The organism is Kitasatospora sp. NPDC048296, assembly GCF_043201815.1.
GTDB lineage: Bacteria > Actinomycetota > Actinomycetes > Streptomycetales > Streptomycetaceae > Kitasatospora.
Genome location: NZ_JBICZB010000035.1, coordinates 64,514 through 79,459 on the forward strand (window position 1 = coordinate 64,514; position 14,946 = coordinate 79,459).

Sequence of the window (14,946 nt, forward strand, 5' to 3'; positions counted from 1 at the left end):
CCCCGCCGCCTGCACCCCCGGCCCCGCCGATCCCGCAGCCGCCGTACCCGGGCCGGTAGCCCGATCCGGCCCTCGGCCGGGCACCCTCGCGGCGCCCGGCCGAGGGCCGCCCACCGCCCCACAGACGTTGTGCACCACCCGGAGGAAATCGTGTCCATCTCCCCTGAGCACGACCCCACGCCTTTCCGGCCCGTCACGATCGCGCTCAGCGGTCCCGACAACGTCGGCAAGACCAAGCAGATCGGCATCCTGACTCGCCGCCTCGGCCCCGCCAGCCACGCCACCGGGCCGCTGGACGTCTACGACCCGCGCTGGGACGACATCAAGGCGACGGGCATGGGCGCCTGGTGGTTCGAGCGCGGCCCGATCGAGGAGGTCACCGATGTGCTCGCCAGCTCCTACCTGGAGCGCTCCCGCAGGCCCGCCGCCGCGCCCGTACGCCTGATGGACCGGGGTATCCCGATGCTGGAGGCGTCGCTGGCCGCCACCGTCGCGGTGCGCGAGCGTCTCAGCCCCGACGAGGCCGCCGACCGGGCGCGCAAGCTCCTCGATCCGTACGCCGCCGACATCCACGCCGCCGAGGCGGCCGAGCACGGCATCGTGCTCCTTCACGACGAGGACCCGGTGATCGGCACTTCCCGCAGCCTCTCCCACGAGCGGCACGTCACCCCGGCCTACGCGGACTACCAGCGACACCTCCACCTGCAAACGCACCGGCTCGTCGCCGAGGGCAGGTGGGCGGAGACCATCGTGGTCGGCGAGCGCCGGGTCATGGCCGTCCAGGACGAGATCCGCCAACGTCTGCACCCGATCGCCTCGCTCGTGCCGTCCCGCGCCCTGCCAGGGGTTCGGATGGTCGCGCTCGGCGGCATGTCGGAGAGCGGCAAGAGCACGGCGGGCGAGTACCTACGGGTGAGGCACGGATACGCCCGCCTCAAGATCGGCTATCTGATCGAGGACGCCGCCCAGCGCGCCGGCATCGCCGACCCGTACGAGATCCCCGCCGTGGTGCGCGCAGAGCTGCTGGTCGACGGCCTCGACCGGTACTGCGCTGCCCACCACTTCCTCGACCACGTCACCATCGAGTCGCTGCACGACCAGGACGCGACCGCCGAGCTGCGGCGGATGCTCGGAGAGCAGCTGACCGTCGTGTACGTCGACGCGACGCCGGAGATCCGCGCCGAACGCGGCACCGCCGGACCCGAGGACGTGGTCGAGCGCGACGCCGTCAAGGCCCGACGCGGTGCGGCCGGGATCGCCGGGCTCGCACACGAGGTCGTCGACAACAACCGCAGCCGCCTCCACTTGGAGCGCCGCCTCGACGGGATCGCCCTGGCTCGCCGATGGCCGCTGTGCAGGCCGGCCACCACGCCGGTGAACACCCTGGGCCTGCCCGTCCACCTGGAGTCCTACCTGTCCGAGCTACTGGACCGCACCACCGTCCAGGTGCCGCCCGTCATCGACCTCCTCGCCGTGACCGGCAGCGGAGCGCGCGGCAAGTACCAGCACGGCTGGTCGGACCTGGACGTCTTTGTCATCGCCGAGCAGGACAGCCTCCCCAGGCTCCGAGCGGCCCTCGCCGAACTCGAAGCCGAACTCGGTGGCGTCAAGCTCGGCCTGACCGTGCTGACCCAGGACGAGTGCCGCACCGGGGCGGTCACCTCCCGCCTGCTGCACGTCCTTATGCTGATCGGCTCCGGCTCCCTCGTGCCGCTGTGGTGCCGCCCCGGCCTGGCCCTGCCCGCCCCGGACGCGGCCGGCGACGTGGCGGCCAGCGTCGAGGCCGGCGTGCAGGCGGCCATCGAGATCCGCCGCCAGCTCCTCAAGGGCGCCCCCGACCTCCGCGCCCTGTTCAAGATCACCGCCCTGCTGGCCAAGGTGATGCTGCGCTTCGAGGGCACCGAACGTGCCTCGGACGACGACGCGCTGGGCGTCTTCCTCGACCGCGAGCCCGCCACCGACACCGACCTGCGCCGCCAGGCCCGCGAGGACCGTGAGAAGGCGGTGGAGCTCGCCAACATCGTCCTGGGCCACTGGCTGGCCACCATCGCCCTGCCGACGAGCCGCGCATGAACGGCCCCGCCTCGGTCCCGGCCTTCCGCAAGATCCTCGCCCCCGCCGCAGCGGAGGCCGAGGTCCAGGGCTGGCAGGCCACCGCCCGCACGCTGCCGGTACCCCGGCTGCTCGGCCGCAGCCGGGCAGCCGGCAAGCACGTCGTGGCCTACGAGGACGTGTTCGCCACCGGTCGGTGCACCATGCTGCTCGGCGACGTCATCGCCACCGCCGACCGGCACCCGAGCGCCCTGCCCCGGGTCACCGCGCTGATCGACGCCGTCTGCGACAGCCTGCTCGCCGCAGTCGCCGACAGCGGTTGCACCGCGCCGCTCGCGGACTGCGTGCCCGGCCTCTACCTGGACCGCATCCGCCCCGGCAGGCGGATCGACACCTGGTACCTGTCCGGCCACCTCGCCGTCCCCACCCCACGTACCGACCAGCCACTGCCCGTGCACGCCCTCACCGGCCACATCTTCGTCGTCAACGGCGTTCCGATGCGGCTCGACGTGCCCGCCATCATCTGGGAAGCCCGCGAAGCGCTCTGCTCAGCCCGTACCTGGGTCACCGCGCTCACCCAGGGCGACCCGACCGAACCGAACATCGCCGACCCGCTGTGCTGGCTCGACTTCGAGTACGCCGGCCGCAACACCCTCGCCGGGGAAATCGCCATCCTCCTCTGGTACTTGCTGGGCATGGGCGGCTGGCTCGTACCGACCTACCAGCCCGACGTGTACGCCCGCACCCTGCCGCTGCACCTTCCGCCGGTCACCACCCCGCACCTCGAACACGTCGACCACGACGAGCGCCACCGCCGCCTGGAAGTCCGCTACACCTGGCCGGTCGGCGCCGGGCGCCAGGCCGCAATCGTCCGACTGCTGAAGCGTGTTCGCGCCGACCTCGCCCCCGCCGCCGAGCTGGGCCCGGACCACTTCCTCGCCCAGATCCGCCACTTCCTCGCCCTGCGAATCCTCGGCGTGATCCCGCCCGGCCGCCTCACCGGCCACGACCTCCTCCTGCTCCTGGCCAAGCTCGCCGAGACCCAGCAGCCCGAGACCATCGGCGAGACCTTCACCCGCACCCAGCCCGCGCCGGCCACCGGCCCCGACGATCGGATGGACGATGACCACACCCGCGCCGCTTGAACTGCCCATCGCCGCCCTCCCGCTCCAAGGCCGGGTGGCGCTGGTCACTGGCGGAGCCACCGGGATCGGCGCCGCGACCAGCCGCGCCCTCGCCGCCGCTGGTGCCTCCGTCGCCGTCAACCACCTCGCGCAGATCCACCAGGCCCGCACCGTGGTCGCCGACGTGCGGCGCGAGGGCCGCAGCGGCATCGAGGTCAGCGCCGACCTCACCGACCCGAACGCCGTCGCCGCGCTGGCCAGTCAGGTCGAGTCCGAACTCGGGCCGGTCGACGTCCTCGTCAACAACGCGGGCGCCTACCCGCGCATCCCGTGGGACGAGCTCGGCGAGGACGCATGGGCGCGCGCGATCGAGTCCAACCTGACCATCCACTACCGCACTTGCCGTGCCATCAGCCCCGGCATGGTCGCCCGCCGATGGGGCCGGATCGTCAACATCGGCAGCGTCAACGCCCGCGCCGGGCGCCCCGGACTCACCGCCTACAGCACCGCCAAGGCCGGACTCCTCGGCCTCACCAGGTCGTTGGCCAGGGAACTTGGACCGGCCGGGATCTCCGTGAACACTGTCGTACCCGGGGCCATCCAGGTCGAGGCGGAGAACGACCTGCCCGCCCACCACCGAGCCCGACCCGAGGACCAGATCCGCCGCCAGTGCGTCCAGCGTCGAGGCCGCCCCGAAGACGTCGCCGCCGTGGTCGCCTTCCTCGCCGGCCCCAGCGCGTCCTTCATCACCGGCCAGTCGTTGCACGTCGACGGCGGTTGGCTCCTCCACTGACCCGCCCGTCCCACCGAACAGGAAGCAGCCCACCATGCAGCACCGCGTCCGCGCCGTCCTCCTGACCCCGAACAACACCATGCTGCTGATCAAGCGCATCCGCCCCGGCATCGACCCGTACTGGGTGATCGTCGGCGGCAAGATCGAACCGACCGACGCCAGCCCCGAGGAGGCCCTGCTGCGCGAGGTCCGCGAGGAGATCGCGGGCGAGGCCGAGATCGTCAGCCTCCTTCATGCCATCGAGACCGCCGACGAGCGGCAGGACTTCTACCTCGCCACCATCGAGAAGTGGAGCTTCGAGGACCGCACCGGCCCCGAGTTCAGCCAGGAAGGCCGAGGCGAGTACATCCTCGAAGAGATCCCCCTGACCACCGACGCCCTCGACGCGGTCAACCTCCTGCCCCAGGACTTCGCCGCCGTCCTGCGCGAGGCCGTCGAGCGCGGAGAACTCCTCGCCGCCGGTTGACCGTAAGAGTGGCCGGGTCGGCTCGGCCACCCGACATTCACGCGCAACCCACGACGGCCACCGGACACGGCTCCGCCGAAAAACGACAGCCCTTGAATGTGATCAAGGCCGCTGCGGCAAAAGGACCTTGGTGTGGCGGATGACGTGGTACGTTCCGTGGTCCAACCGAAAATAGGCGACCCCGGCGGTGCTGGTAACACCCCGGGGTCCGGCAACAGGAGTGCAACCTCCCGATGCGTGTCCATCGTAGCGCCCACGTGCGCAACTTCACCGTGCTGCCCAACAGCCTGCTGCAGGATCGGCGGCTGTCCTACACCGCCCGTGGCCTGCTCTCGGACCTTCTCTCCCGCCCGGATGGCTGGCGCGAGGACGGCCGACACATGGCCGACTCCAGCCCGCAGGGGCGCGGGGCGATCCGCAAGGCCCTGAAGGAGCTGACCGAGGCCGGGTACTACCGGGTCGAGAAGATCCGCATGCCGGACGGGACGATCCGTACCGAGACCCACGTCTACGACACCCCGCAGCTGGCGGTACCGGGTGTCACCCGTCCGGTCTCCGGTGAGGCGAGCACCGGCCATGCTGGCGCCCCTTTTGTAAAGAACCGGTACCAAGAACCCTCCCACCCCGCCGAGCAGGCCGACCAGCAGTCGGCCGCCAGCGGTGAGGCCGCCGGCTGGCCCGAGGGGCGGGAGGAGGGCCACACCATCGAACAGGAGCTTCCGGCCGTGCCGGACGAGCAGGTCCGCGAGGCGGTGGCGACGCTGTTCCGGGTGATCCGCTTGGAGCCGCTGCTGCGGCTGGGCGAGGTCGAGGCTACCGAGCTGGCGCCACTCGTCGCCCAGTGGCTGGCGCGCGGCAGCACAGCCCAAGAGCTGGCCCAGGCCCTGCTGCCCGCCCTTCCCATGCCCCTGCACTCCCCGGTCGGCGTGCTCCGCAGCCGCCTGCAGCGCAAGATGCCGCCCGTCCAGGCCCCGCAGCAGTCCTCCAAGCCTCGGTACGCCGAGTGCGCCAAGTGCCACGACCCTGTGCCGCAGCAGGGCATCTGTGCCACGTGCGCGGGCCTTGGCGGGCGAACGGCCCAGGTCGGCGGTGGAGCGGCCGTGGCCACTGCCGGAGCCGCGCGCGTCCGGGCGGCCGTACTCGCCGCCAAGTCGACGCTGCACGCGGGGCAGCTTGCCGGAGCAGGCGCGAGGTACGCGGTCGGTGGCCTGCAGGATTCGCTGCTGTAGAACCAGCACCTGATTATCGGCAGGCCGGTCCGTACGCCACCTGGATCTTCTTCAGCGGCGGGGCCGGCGTGACGTCGGCCTCGTAGCCCGGATTGTCGCTCGCCCAGGCTGCCTGCGTGCAGTAGCCGGCTTCCTTCGGGGATGTCTTCTCAAGGCTTTGGAACGTCGGTTCGCAGGTTGCGATCGCGTACTCTCCGAGGAGTGCCGAGCTTGGGGGAAGCCCAGGCGTGATGAACCGGACGATGATGTCGCGATTGGGCCCGCAGTCGGTCGTTGCTGGCGTTGTCGGGCTCGCAGGTGCGGAGGGCGCTTGCGGAGCCGCGGACTGTCCCTTCGCAGCCGAACTGGGCGCGGCTGGTGTGGGCGGCTGTGCGGTGTTCGGTGCCGGGTCGGGGCTGGCGGTCGGCAACGGCGCCGCGGCGCTCGTGGCTGGTGCCGCTGGCTTTGGTTGCGCGGCGGGTACGCTGCTCGCCGTGTTCTTCGGAAGGGGATCGACGATCGAGCCGATGATCCCGATGACCATGAGCAAGGCGAATAGACCACCGCATCCCATGCCGGCCATCTGCCACGGCTTGAACCTGCGTTGCCGAGGAGGGGGCGACTGCCAGCCCGGCGACGTGGCACCGGGCTGAGCCGGCGCCGGTGTGGGGTTCTGCGGCTGGCCCCAGCCGGGGCCGGGCGGTTCGGGGTTAGCCACGAGTGATGCCTTAGCTGCTCGTCCGATGGGCTGGATGGAGTCTGGCAGCAGACGGCGACCAAACATCCGGTTGCGCTGACTTGTTGTCAGACAGTGATGTTGGTGCGTTCCGGGCTGTGTGTGCTCATCGAGAGCAGAGCAGCTGAGTCGGCGTGCCGCCAGAGTGCCCGGCAGGGCACATCCGGGGCACATGAGGGTCAAAAGTGTCGCTGACCAGTGCGAACTACTGAAGGTAGTTTTGCCTGGTCAGCGGCACTTTTTCGATCAAACCCGCAGGTCATGGGCTTGTGGGGGTCAAAAGATCCTCAAGTGGCAGGACGACGCCTTGCTGAGGGCCGCTTCCTGACCTGCCGCCGCCCCACGGCGAACCGGGCGTTTCGGCGGCGGATCCGCGTCCGCGTGTGGGTTCGGCAGTGGATCCGCGTCCGCGTGCGGGTTCGGCGGCGGGCCGGGCACAGAGCAGCGGTCCGTCGGTCGTCGCGCTGCTGCGCCGCGCCTTTCCGCCCTGCGGCCGGAGCTCTCGGCCACCGGGAGCGGCGCTCCGGCCCTCCGTCCACCGCTGTGCCGTAGGGCCGGTCCTCACACTCCCGCCTGCGGGGCGACGCTCCCCCAGCCTTCGGCCGGGAGGTGCCCCCACCGCAGTGGCTCCCTCCTCCGCCTTGCGATGCACGCACCCCGACGCCGCCCCGCCCGCCCTCCGGGCGGACGACGGGAGTTCGAAGACCGGCCGTAGGGGCACGTGGCTCCGCACCACCCGGCGGTCAGTCCTCGGTGGGGCGGCGGCGGGTCAGGAAGACGAGGGTGGCGCCGAGGAGGACGGCGGTGGTGCCGGCGATGGCCAGAGGGCGGCTGGCGGTGCCGGCGCCGGTGTCGGCGAGGTGGGCGGGGCCGGCGGGCGGGGTGGTGGGGGTGGTGCGGTTGGTGGCGGCGTAGGTGAAGGCGGCGGTGAGCTGGGGGCAGGTGTACTTCTTCGCCGGGGCGGAGCCGGACGGAAGGACCTCGGACTTGGCGGTGAAGGTGAGGGGGTGGTCGCCGAGGCCGGTGGCCCGCAGCTGGAGGGTGAGCTTCTGGCCCGGGGCGAGCTGGTAGGTGCCGGCGTTGGTCGGCGTCCCGGAGACGGTCAGGGGCTTCCAGGCGCCCTCGGGGGCGCGCAGTTCGGCGCTGAGGGCGCTGCCGCCGTCGGCGAGGGCGACGGTGGTGGCGAGTTCCTTGACCGTCGTGGTGCTGATGTTGTCGAAGGTGACCGCGAGCTGCCCCGGGGTGGTGCTGCTGCCGGTGACCGGCATCGTGACCGCCATCGGGCCCTCCGGGCACTCGGCGGCGGAGCCGGCGCCGGTCGGGGTGGCCGAGGGCGTCGCGGTGGGGGCGGCGCTGCCGGACGGGGCGTCCGTGGGGCCGGTCGTGGCACTCGGGGCCGGGGCGGACGGCGTCACCGAGGGTGTCAGTGAGGGCGTCGCCGAGGTTGCCGACGGCGCCGACGTGGGCGAGGAGTCGGCGGCGAGGGCGGGGACCGTACCGAGGGCGACCGGGCCCGCGGTGAGCACGAGGAGGGTGCAGGCGGCGGGAAGGCGGGCGGGTCGCATCGATGGCTCCAGCGGTTGGGTCGGGTGTGCGCTCTCCGGGGGAAGACCACCGAGGGGCGCGAACGGTTGTCCGCCCCCTCGGGTTCATCCCGGGAGGGACGCGGGCCCCCGGTTGCCGGGCTCCGGAGGCGGTCGGACGATGGGGTGCATGATGCACCAGATGCGAGCCGAGTACGGCGCCGACGGTGAGGCCGGCGGGGTGCGGCTGTGGCACATGGTCCGGGGTGCGCAGAGCGTGGCGATGTGCGGCCGCGAGCTCGATCCGGGGGCGCCGGTGCGGGAGGCGGTGGACTGGGGGAGGACCCCCGAGCTGTGCTGCCACACCTGCGGGGCGTACTTCCTGCGCGAACAGCCCTACCTGGCGGCCGAGCACCCCTGAGGTCGGTGGGCCGGTGAAGCCGGTGAGGCCGGCGCCGTCGTGATCGGCGCTACCGTGTTCGGCATGGAGCAATCTCTTGTCCGGCCGCGGCCGTTGACCCGTGCGGCCGCCGGGCTGCGGTCCGGTGCGCCGGGCCTGCCCGAGTACGTGGACCGTTTCTGCGCGCTGGTCGAGCGGGTGGATCCGCTGATCCACGCCTTCGTGTCGGAAGCCGGGCGGCACGACCGACTGCGGGCGCGGGCGCGGGAGTTGGCCGCGCGGTACCCGGAGCCGGCCGGGCGGCCGCCGCTGTACGGGGTGCCGGTGGGGGTCAAGGACATCGTGCACGTGGACGGGCTGTCCACGCACGGTGGATCCGCCCTGCCGCCGGGGGTGTTGGCGGGCCCGCAGGCCGTGGTGGTGGACCGGCTGCTGGCGGCGGGGGCGATGGTCGCGGGAAAGACGGTGACTGCCGAGTTCGCGGCGAGCGCCCCGGGCCCGACCCGCAATCCGCACCATCCGGGGCACACCCCGGGCGGTTCCAGCAGCGGTTCGGCGGCGGCGGTCGCGGCGGGGCTGGTGCCGTTGGCGATCGGCACCCAGACGGTCGGTTCGGTGATCCGCCCGGCCGCGTACTGCGGGGTGGTGGGGTTCCGGCCGACGTACGGGCGGATTCCGGTCGCGGGCGTGATCCCGAACGCGCCGAGCTTCGACACCCTGGGGGTGTTCACCGCCGATCTGGCGGGTGCGGCGCTGGCGGCCTCGCTGCTCTGTGACGACTGGCGGACCGGCCCGGTGCCGGGCGCGCCCGTGTTCGGTGTGCCGGACGGCCCGTACCTGGAGCGGGCCGAACCGGCCGTGCTGCGCGTCTTCGAGGAGCGGGTGGAACGGCTGGAGCGGGCCGGTGCGACGGTGCGCCGGGTGCCGTTGTTCACCGACTTCGCCGAGATCGTCCGGCAGTTGCAGACCGTGAACCGTTTCGAGCTGGCCCGCAGTCATGCCGACTGGTTCGCCCGGTTTGGCGGTCTGTACCGGCCGGAGACGGTGGCGAGCATCCGGGTCGGCCAGGGCGTGGCGGCCGAGGACCGGGCCGCCGCGCTGGACTTCCGGGAGCGGCTGCGCGAGCGGGTGGCGGCGGCGACCGCCGAAGCCGGGGTGGACCTGTGGCTGGCGCCCTCGGCGACCGGAGGTGCGCCGGAGGGCCTGCACAGCACCGGGGACGCGGTGATGTCGCTGCCGTGGAGCTTCCTCGGGCTGCCCGCGCTGAGCCTGCCGGCCGGCCGGACCGCGGCCGGGCTGCCGCTCGGCCTGCAGGTGGTCGGCGCGGCGGGTGGCGACGAGCGGCTGCTCGCCCAAGCCGCCGCGCTGGAAGGGGCGTTGGAATAAACAAGAAGCGTTGGACTCAACGACGTCCTGTCGGCCCGGGCGCGCCGGCTGCAGCGGGCGTACCGGGAGCGGTTCGACCTGGTGGTGACCCGGGGGCTCGGCCGCCGGCGGATCATCGGGGAACCGACCGTCGTTGATCAGGTGATCGGATTCATTTCCGCGGGACTGGGGGTAACTGCCGCATGAAGATCGTCGAACTGCACGCACGGGCCATGGAGTTGGCCGCCGAGGTGGTGGACACCGTACGGCCGGACCAGCTGGACCTTCCCACCCCCTGCGCCGGCTGGACACTGCGCCGGCTGCTGGAGCACTGCGCCGGCCAGCACCAGGGTTTCGCCGCGGCCGCCCGCGGCGCCGGGCCGGACCTCGCGCTGTTCACGGACGCCCCGGTCGACGCGGACCCGGCGGGCGTCTTCCGCCGGACCGGCGCCGAACTCACCGCCGCCTTCCGGGAGGCGGCCGCCGTCGAGCGGGCGCTCTGGCTGCCCGAGATCCGTGACAGCGGCCCGTTCCCGCTCGCCCACGCGGTGGGCTTCCACCTGCTCGACACCCTGGTGCACGGCTGGGACGTCGCCGCCGCGCTCGGCAGCCCGGACGCCCTGGTCGCGGCGGTGGACGGCGACGACGCCCTGGCCGACGCCCTCTCGGCGGTGACCGAGGCGGTCCCGAACACGCCGGAAGCCCGGGCGCCCGGCCGGGCCTTCCGCCCGGGCCTCGAACCCGGCGGCGGCGCCGGCCGGTTCGACCGCGCCCTGGCGCTGCTCGGCCGCGACCCGGCCTGGCGGGCCTCCTGACTAGGCCTTCCGCTCCCGCTTCTCGTCCGGGAAGCGCGGACCGCCGATCAGGAAGAACAGCGCAGCGGTCGGAAAGCCGAGCGCGGCGGCCAGCAACACGATGAACTGCCAGAACATCTTCCGCTCCTCGTCAGTCCCGGGTCGGTCGGACACCCGAAGGTGGTCCTAAACCCGACCAGCCCTGATCGGCCGAATTGTCCGGTCGTTATCCGACGGTATGGCTGAATCGCCCTCGATGCCACCGGACAACGGGCCCCGGCCCGCGCCACACCGACGCACGGGTCTGGGCGCGGGCCGGGGGCGGCGGCCACACTGTCGGGATGCAGCTACAGCTCGCAGGGGAAGCACGACGGCCCGACCGGGAGAGCGAGGACTTCGCGGTGGCCTCACCGGAGGCGCTGGTCCTGCTGGACGGCGCGAGTTCGCCGGCCGGCCTGGAGTCCGGGTGCCGGCACGGAACGGCCTGGTACGTCCGCCGGCTGGGGGTGCACCTGCTCGCCCGGCTCACCGACCGCGTGGACCGCTCGATCGCCGAGTGCCTGGCCGATGCCATCGTGGAGACAGCCGCGCTGCACGGCGGCCGCTGCGACCTCGCCCACCCCAACACGCCCGCCGCGATGGTGGTCGCGGCCCGGCGGCACGGCGAGTCGCTGGAGTACCTGGTGCTCGGCGACTCGCTGCTGGTCCTGGAGTTCAAGGACGGCCCGCCGAAGGTGATCGGGGACAACCAGCGCTTCCCCGGCGGGGAGGGGCTGCGCCGCCAGGTCTGGGCGACCGTCCCGGGCTCGGCCGAGCGGACCGCGCTGCACCTGGAGTACGTGCTGGCCGTGCGCGCCGCCCGCAACCGGGGCAGCGGGCCGTGGATCGCGGCCGCCAGCCCGCGTGCGGCCGAGCACGCCGAGACCGGCTTCGTCCGGCTGGACCGGCTGCACGCGCTGGCCGCGCTCACCGACGGCGCCTCGCGCTACACCGAGCGCTTCGGGCTCGGCAGTTGGGGCGATGTGCTGCGGCTGCTCGCGGAGTCCGGCCCCGGCGAGCTGATCGCCCAGGTCCGCGAGGTGGAGCGGGCGGACGCCACCTGCGAGCGCTGGCCGCGCGGCAAGACCCACGACGACGCCTCGGCGGTCTACGCACTGCTGTAGCCGGGCCTACGGGTGGAGACGGAACGGCAGGAGGGCGAAGCATCTTCGCTCTGCTGCGGGAGGTCGAGAACGACCGCGAGGCCGGGCGACAACAGTGGGTCAATTCGCCGGCCTCGCGCCGATGTCCTCGACGGCTCCCCGCGCCGGGACCGGACTCTCGCTCGATCTCCCAGTACCACCTACTACGAGGACCTCGGCATTTCGGCGTTCACCGGGGTGGAGCGTCCCGACTTCGAGAAGCTGCTGCAGGACTGCCGCGTCGGCATCGGTCATGTCCCCACGATGTCGCACCGGGCGGCGCCGGGTCGGCAGCATGAACCCACCGGCCGGACGGGGGGTAAACCCTACCCTCGCTAGTGGGCTGTCCCCGCTGCTGACGGGTGGTCGGGTTGGGTACCGTCCCCTTGTCGAATCGAGGCGCGGACGGTGACCTGGTCGCCGCCCGCACGGCCCACGAGAGCGGGTCCGAAGCAGTTGACCGAGAACATCGCCGGCCGTGCCACCGGCAGAGCCCGGACGGACGCCCGGCCACCCCGCGAGGTGGTGCCGGGCAATCCGCTGCGCGCGCTGGCCTCCCCCGTGCTGTGGCGGGCCTCGATCCACCTGGCACTTGACGGTCTGGTGGCCCTGGCGGGACTGGCCGTGCTGGTCGTGCTGGTCGTCGCCGTCTGCCTGGCGCCGGCCGGCCTGGTGGGCCTGCCGCTCACGGTGGCGGCGGGGTGGGCGCTGTTCCGGCTGGCCGCCGTCGAGCGCGCCCGGTTCGCCGTGACCTGCGGGCTGGAGCTCGACGAGCTGCCGGCGCCGGTCTGTTCGTGGCGGTTGGCCAAGTCGCTGCAGTCGCTCGTCCACAGCCTCTGCACCTGGCGGCTGATCGGCTACTTCGTACTGCTGATGCCCATGGCGGTGGTGACCGTGGTCGGGGTGGCGCTGATCTGGGCCGTGCCGCTGACCCTGGTGCTGCTTCCGGCCTACTACCGGGGCCTGCCCGGCGGGCAGGCCCAGCTCGGGCCGTTCTTGGTGGATTCCCTGCCCCGGGCGCTGCTGGTCGCGGCGGTGGCGCTGCTGGTCGGCACGGTCCTCTCCCCACTGGTAGTCAAACTCCTGCTGGCGCTGGACACCACGCTGGCCGTCGCACTGCTCTCCCGACCCCGCGGCATGGAACTGGAGCAGCGGGTCATCGATCTGACGGAGAGTCGAGCCCGGGTGGTGGACGCCGCAGAGGCGGAGCGCAAACGGATCGAGCGGGACCTGCACGACGGTGCCCAGCAACGGCTGGTGGCGATGTCGATCACCCTGGGCCGGGCCAGCTCGCGGTTGAAGAAGTCAGGTGACCACGAGACCAACAAGATGGTCGAGGACGCTCGGCGGGAAACCCTCAGCACCATCGCCGAGTTGCGCAACCTGGCCCGTGGCCTGCACCCGCCGGTGCTGACCGACCGCGGCCTGGAGGCGTCGCTCTCCGCCGTCGCCGCGCTGGCTCCGGTGCCGGTGCGCCTTGACGTCCTGGTGGAGCCGCGCCTCCCCTCCACCATCGAGGCGGTCGCCTACTTCACGGTGACCGAGGCGCTCACCAATGTGGCCAAACATGCTCATGCGACCCGCGCTTGGGTGGAGATCCGCCGGGAGGGCGCCCGATTGGACGTTAAGGTTGGCGATGACGGGCGTGGCGGAGCCGACCTCGGGGCCGGCACGGGTCTGACTGGTCTGGCGGACCGGGTGTCCGGGGTGGACGGGCGGTTCCGGCTCAGCAGTCCGGTGGGTGGACCGACCGTGATCGAGGTGGAATTGCCATGCGGGTAGTGCTGGCCGAGGACTCCGCGCTGCTGCGCCAGGGCATCGAACTGCTGCTCAGCGAAGAGGGGATCGAGGTGGTCGCCGCGGTCGGCGACGGGGAGCAACTCCTGCGCGCGGTGGCCGAACACCGGCCGGACGTCTGTGTGACGGACGTCCGCATGCCGCCCACCTTCCTGGACGAGGGCCTGCGCGCCGCACTGGCGGTACGCGCCCGCTGGCCGGAGACCGGCGTCCTGGTGCTCTCCCACTACGTCGAGGAGCGCTACGCCATCGACCTGGTCAACACCAATGACAACGGGGTCGGTTACCTGCTCAAGGACCGGGTGTCGGACGCCGAGGAGTTCGTGGACGCGCTGCGCCGGGTCGCCGCGGGCGAGACGGTCCTCGACCCGGAGGTGGTCAAGCAGTTGCTGGCCGGCAGCCGGCAGCGGGATCCGCTGTCCACCCTGACGCCGCGCGAGCGGGAGGTCCTCACGGCCATGGCGGGGGGCCGTTCCAACGCCGGGATCGCGGCCGATCTGGTGATCGGCACGGCGGCGGTGGAGAAGTACATCCGCAGCATCTTCGTGAAATTCGATCTGCAGCAGGAGGCGGGAGACCACCGCCGCGTGCTCGCCGTTTTGCGCTACCTGGGAGCTTGAGATCAGTACCACGCCGAGGATGCGCCGCGGATTCCTCCTCATAGGGCTGGCCGTCCTCGTCACGGTCGTCGCCGTGGCCAGTTGGGGTGTGGTCGCCTTGCTTCCGGTGCACCACCCGTACAGCGCCAACTGGCAGCAGGACGCGGCCGGCGCCGGCCAGGTGACGGTCCAGGCCGACCGACTCGGCGTGACGCTGAGTCAGGACGGATCCTCGCAGGTCGCGGTGGCCATGAGCGGCAGCTACACGGGCCATGTCCCGCAGGTCTCCGTCACCCGGTCCGGGGCGGACGTCACGGTCACCGCCAGCTGCTCCGACGACTGCTCGGGGCACCTGCAGATCACGGTGCCGGCCGGCCTGGCCGCGCAGGTGAGCACCGGGGATGCCGGGATCCAGGCGAAGGGCCTGACCGGCCGGCTGGATCTGACCACCGGGCTGGGCGGGGTCGAGGTGGACCAGTCGTCCGGCCCGCTGACCGTGCGGAGCACGGGCGGCGCGGTGACCCTCGCCGACAGCAGCGCCCCGAACGCCGAGGTCACCACCGACGGCGCGGTCAGCGCCTCCTTCACGGCGGCACCCGCCTCCCTGAAGGTCACCACGGGCTACGGCGGGGTCGACCTCAAGGTGCCTCACGACGCCACCTACCACGTCGACGCGCAGAGCTCCTGGTCGTCGCCGAGCGTCTCGCTGCCGAACACCGCTACGGACGCGCCGCACAGCGTGGTGGTGAAGACCACGCGCGGCGACATCATGGTCCACTGAGCACGCCCGTGCCGCGAACGACGGTGGCGTGCCCCGGGGGGCCCCCGGCCGCCCCCCCCCCCGGGCCCGCCCCCACCGCCGTCCATGAAGCTCAGCCGCATGCCGTGCCGGCGGGCCTGCTCGGTGA

The 14,946-nt window shown here is 72.6% G+C and carries 14 protein-coding genes; 13 read left to right on the plus strand and 1 reads right to left on the minus strand.

From position 1 onward, the window contains the following. Window positions 1–150 precede the first annotated feature (150 nt). The 6 genes from ACGF12_RS21530 to ACGF12_RS21555 all read left to right on the plus strand — a co-directional run bounded on the left by ACGF12_RS21530 (window position 151) and on the right by ACGF12_RS21555 (window position 6,296). Complete coding sequence (locus ACGF12_RS21530) at window positions 151–2,073, plus strand: nucleotidyltransferase domain-containing protein (protein WP_393032247.1); 1,923 nt, start codon at window positions 151–153, stop codon at window positions 2,071–2,073. Further along, the gene (locus tag ACGF12_RS21535; RefSeq protein WP_393032250.1) at window positions 2,070–3,197 is read left to right on the plus strand and encodes a hypothetical protein; all 1,128 of its coding nucleotides are present in this window, start codon (window positions 2,070–2,072) and stop codon (window positions 3,195–3,197) included. The genes ACGF12_RS21530 and ACGF12_RS21535 overlap by 4 nt, the downstream gene beginning before the upstream one ends. Beyond that, a complete protein-coding gene (locus ACGF12_RS21540; RefSeq protein WP_393032253.1) occupies window positions 3,175–3,969 on the plus strand; it encodes an SDR family NAD(P)-dependent oxidoreductase in 795 nt (264 codons plus the stop codon). The genes ACGF12_RS21535 and ACGF12_RS21540 overlap by 23 nt, the downstream gene beginning before the upstream one ends. A gap of 34 nt (window positions 3,970–4,003) precedes the next feature. Next, a complete protein-coding gene (locus ACGF12_RS21545; protein ID WP_393032256.1) occupies window positions 4,004–4,435 on the plus strand; it encodes an NUDIX domain-containing protein in 432 nt (143 codons plus the stop codon). Window positions 4,436–4,668: 233 nt separating this feature from the next. Next, entirely contained in the window at window positions 4,669–5,664 is a 996-nt protein-coding gene (locus tag ACGF12_RS21550) for a hypothetical protein (protein ID WP_393032259.1), read from the plus strand. A gap of 227 nt (window positions 5,665–5,891) precedes the next feature. Then, on the plus strand, window positions 5,892–6,296 hold the full coding sequence (locus ACGF12_RS21555) for a hypothetical protein (protein ID WP_393032262.1): 405 nt from the start codon (window positions 5,892–5,894) through the stop codon (window positions 6,294–6,296). 826 nt (window positions 6,297–7,122) lie between these two features. On the opposite strand, the gene ACGF12_RS21560 is transcribed toward ACGF12_RS21555, so the two are convergent. Continuing rightward, window positions 7,123–7,944, minus strand: coding sequence for an LPXTG cell wall anchor domain-containing protein (locus ACGF12_RS21560; protein WP_393032265.1), 822 nt, complete (start codon window positions 7,942–7,944; stop codon window positions 7,123–7,125). Between the two features lie 148 nt (window positions 7,945–8,092). Between ACGF12_RS21560 and ACGF12_RS21565 the strand changes: the two genes are divergently transcribed. The 7 genes from ACGF12_RS21565 to ACGF12_RS21595 all read left to right on the plus strand — a co-directional run bounded on the left by ACGF12_RS21565 (window position 8,093) and on the right by ACGF12_RS21595 (window position 14,819). Continuing rightward, entirely contained in the window at window positions 8,093–8,323 is a 231-nt protein-coding gene (locus ACGF12_RS21565) for a hypothetical protein (protein ID WP_387618937.1), read from the plus strand. A 63-nt stretch (window positions 8,324–8,386) separates the two neighbouring features. Continuing rightward, entirely contained in the window at window positions 8,387–9,688 is a 1,302-nt protein-coding gene (locus tag ACGF12_RS21570; protein WP_393032270.1) for an amidase, read from the plus strand. A 182-nt stretch (window positions 9,689–9,870) separates the two neighbouring features. Continuing rightward, window positions 9,871–10,482 carry a TIGR03086 family metal-binding protein gene (locus ACGF12_RS21575; protein ID WP_393032272.1) on the plus strand — a complete coding sequence of 204 codons (612 nt, stop codon included), beginning with the start codon at window positions 9,871–9,873 and terminating at the stop codon, window positions 10,480–10,482. Between the two features lie 320 nt (window positions 10,483–10,802). Beyond that, entirely contained in the window at window positions 10,803–11,624 is an 822-nt protein-coding gene (locus ACGF12_RS21580; protein WP_393032275.1) for an integrase, read from the plus strand. Window positions 11,625–12,098: 474 nt separating this feature from the next. After that, window positions 12,099–13,424: a sensor domain-containing protein gene (locus ACGF12_RS21585; protein WP_393032278.1), complete on the plus strand. Its 1,326-nt coding sequence runs from the start codon at window positions 12,099–12,101 to the stop codon at window positions 13,422–13,424. Next, window positions 13,415–14,059, plus strand: coding sequence for a response regulator (locus tag ACGF12_RS21590; protein WP_393032281.1), 645 nt, complete (start codon window positions 13,415–13,417; stop codon window positions 14,057–14,059). Before ACGF12_RS21585 ends, ACGF12_RS21590 begins: the two co-directional genes overlap by 10 nt. Before the next feature lie 19 nt (window positions 14,060–14,078). Continuing rightward, complete coding sequence (locus ACGF12_RS21595; RefSeq protein WP_393032284.1) at window positions 14,079–14,819, plus strand: DUF4097 family beta strand repeat-containing protein; 741 nt, start codon at window positions 14,079–14,081, stop codon at window positions 14,817–14,819. Window positions 14,820–14,946 lie beyond the last annotated feature (127 nt).

Excerpts from the sequence above, each read along its gene's own strand:
- ACGF12_RS21595 (WP_393032284.1), top strand. The coding sequence starts at position 14,079 with ATGCGCCGCGGATTCCTCCTCATAGGGCTGGCCGTCCTCGTCACGGTC.
- ACGF12_RS21545 (WP_393032256.1), top strand. The coding sequence starts at position 4,004 with ATGCAGCACCGCGTCCGCGCCGTCCTCCTGACCCCGAACAACACCATG.
- ACGF12_RS21565 (WP_387618937.1), top strand. The coding sequence starts at position 8,093 with ATGATGCACCAGATGCGAGCCGAGTACGGCGCCGACGGTGAGGCCGGC.
- ACGF12_RS21590 (WP_393032281.1), top strand. The coding sequence starts at position 13,415 with ATGCGGGTAGTGCTGGCCGAGGACTCCGCGCTGCTGCGCCAGGGCATC.
- ACGF12_RS21550 (WP_393032259.1), top strand. The coding sequence starts at position 4,669 with ATGCGTGTCCATCGTAGCGCCCACGTGCGCAACTTCACCGTGCTGCCC.
- ACGF12_RS21580 (WP_393032275.1), top strand. The coding sequence starts at position 10,803 with ATGCAGCTACAGCTCGCAGGGGAAGCACGACGGCCCGACCGGGAGAGC.
- ACGF12_RS21570 (WP_393032270.1), top strand. The coding sequence starts at position 8,387 with ATGGAGCAATCTCTTGTCCGGCCGCGGCCGTTGACCCGTGCGGCCGCC.
- ACGF12_RS21540 (WP_393032253.1), top strand. The coding sequence starts at position 3,175 with ATGACCACACCCGCGCCGCTTGAACTGCCCATCGCCGCCCTCCCGCTC.
- ACGF12_RS21535 (WP_393032250.1), top strand. The coding sequence starts at position 2,070 with ATGAACGGCCCCGCCTCGGTCCCGGCCTTCCGCAAGATCCTCGCCCCC.
- ACGF12_RS21560 (WP_393032265.1), bottom strand. The coding sequence starts at position 7,944 with ATGCGACCCGCCCGCCTTCCCGCCGCCTGCACCCTCCTCGTGCTCACC.
- ACGF12_RS21575 (WP_393032272.1), top strand. The coding sequence starts at position 9,871 with ATGAAGATCGTCGAACTGCACGCACGGGCCATGGAGTTGGCCGCCGAG.